The organism is Okeania sp. SIO2F4 (assembly GCF_010672385.1).
Classification (GTDB): Bacteria; Cyanobacteriota; Cyanobacteriia; order Cyanobacteriales; family Microcoleaceae; genus Trichodesmium.
Window position 1 is genome coordinate 1 of record NZ_JAAHGT010001165.1, and the last position, 2,580, is coordinate 2,580.

At 33.1% G+C, this 2,580-nt stretch carries 1 protein-coding gene and 1 pseudogene; both read right to left on the minus strand.

Going from position 1 to position 2,580, the window contains the following annotated elements; genetic code table 11:
* Positions 1–686: OmpA family protein (locus tag F6K22_RS38360; RefSeq protein ID WP_293110137.1), on the minus strand; the 686-nt coding region annotated here is incomplete at its 3' end.
* Between the two features lie 1,206 nt (positions 687–1,892).
* Positions 1,893–2,580, minus strand: a pseudogene (locus F6K22_RS38365) (hypothetical protein); the annotation flags it as partial.

Here is a 2,580-nt window from a genome sequence, read left to right on the forward strand (position 1 = left end):
TGCAGTCTTTGTACCACTGCTAGAGCGCGCATTAAACCTAAATCTGCATTTGATCCTGCTGCTAAACTACTAACAGATTCATTACCCTTAGCAACCTGTTCTAACTGAGTATCTAAATTACTAATACTTCCTTTATTTACCTGACCGTCAGTATGACCAATTACTTCAACAACATAACCCTGATATTCTTTAGCAAAATCCTCAATTTGCTGAACTAAATCTTCTTCTATAAAACCTTTTAAATCTCCCGATATTTCAGCACTTCCTGATTCAAATCTCCGAGACTGGGAATCTCTAATTACAATTACAGGTGGAGACTTCAATTTTTCAATTTCTGTTTCTAATTCTGTCACCCTATTCGACTTTTGTTCTAACTTGTCTTTGGAAGTAGTTACTAATCCTTGAAGTTGTGTAACTTGGTTTTGTAAATTTCCAAGTTTTCCTTGTAAACTTGTTGCTTGATTTGTCTTTTGTTCCAGTTGATTTTGTAAACTACTAATCTCTTGTTGTAGTTTGATAGCGCGATTTTGATTCGCATCAGAAATTGATTCTATAAACAGAGATTTAATAATAGCTAATAGTAATAACAAACTTAATATCATAAAAGAATTAGACATTAAATCTGTAAATGCAGGCCAAATTTCTAGGTCGCGATTATCCTCAATAATTCGTGAACGATGACGCATAGTTATTTTAATTCCTATTTTTTAGGGAGTAGGGAGTATTCATTAATGGATAATGAATAATGAATAATGGATAATGGATAATTACCTCTGGTTAAAACCGTGAGGGAATTGAATATAAGGAAATTCAAGAGCACTTTTCTCTAGTTGGTCGATTGGATCTGGCTAGGTAATCCATCCATCCCATCCTAGGTCATGCTCCGCATTCATGTCGGCGACAGCCGAAGTGCGAAGTTGTGCGCCAGCTAAACGACCGCTTTTTTCCTTTTACTGGGGAGGCTAATAAAGCTGAATTATTTAATTAATCATTATTAATTATTCGGTAATTTTAGAAACGCCATATCTTGAATAAAATATAGCTAGTGTTTTATAGAATTCCTAACTTTATCTTTTACATTCATTTTCCTTTATACAGCATTAGCAGTCGCGTTTCATGTGCATAGCAAAGGGGAACTGAGTTCTATCGCTAAAAAACTATACTTTTTTAGTTGAATAAAAAGTCATGTATATAGGCAAGTAACCCCATTTAATCTTTATAATATCACAAAAATTTTCAGGATGCAATCGAAAATCCTTTGACCCGCTGATTTTTTTTCGGAGCTTCATAAAATGAAAATGTTATTGGTTTTCCACCCTAGGAGCGATCGATAGAAAGATTTGATAACAAGAAAAGCAAGCATATATGTTTACGGGAAGCTCCAAAATAAACTATACTTTTTTAGTTGAATAAAAAGTCATGTATATAAGCAAGTAACCCCAGTTAATCTTTATAATATCACAAAAATTTTCAGGATGCAATCGAAAATCCTTTGACCCGCTGATTTTTTTTCGGAGCTTCATAAAATGAAAATGTTATTGGTTTTCCACCCTAGGAGCGATCGATAGAAAGATTTGATAACAGGAAAAACAAGAATATATGTTTACCGGGAGATCCAAAAGATGAAATTGTCAGTATAAATGAATCAGTACAAATGAAGTAGAAAAACAGGGTTTATATGAAATGCCCTACTATACTAATATCTATATCTCCCATAAACCCGGTTTCTAATAACACTTCCATTGCAAGCGGATTTGATATTGCAGGGTTTTAGTTAACAATAAATAAGGTCTGAAGTGCAACTTTCAGTTCCAAGGAGATAAAAAAAGAAACTTCAGATTTTCTTGCCTCTTAAATTAGCCGGAGGTACTGATAACTGATAACTGATTTACCTATTTATTTGCTAATTTATCAATAATATGTGTCAGACGATGAATTTCATTTTTAGTTGCATGCATTTGATTTATATATTCCTGTAAATTTGTCGCTATGACACCCAAATGAGAATTATTAATATTAGCTTGGGTACTCATACCTTTATTTATTTGGTCTCCTAAAGATTTAATACTCTGACTAATACCATCTGTAGAATTATTCAAGGCATCTGCTAAAGTTTTGATTTGAATTTGTACTTCCTCTAAATTATCTGCTTTAGATACTACTCTTCTTTGTAAACTATCCAAATTACCCACAGCTAAATGAAAACCTTGTGACGCTTCCTGTAATTGCCTAATCATCTCCGCAAAAGATTGTTGATTACTTTGATGAGATTCTAATAGTCTTAATGAAGTTTGATTATTATTAGTAATTTGTTCTCCAAACTTAGCTAGTCTCTTGCTATATCCCTGGAGTTCAATTACTACTATTTCAATTGCTTGAACAGCAGCAGCTAGAGTAGAAGTTGACTGAGAAAAATTACTTTGAATATTGGCTAATTCTGCTGTAGAATTAGCTAACTTTTGCGGAAACTGACTATTTTCAAATATTTGTGCTACCTCTAGAAATCTATCGGAAGCTATCTGAAAATCTTTAGAACTTTTAGCAACAGTAGCACCAGCTTCTCCTAATCTTACAAAAGTC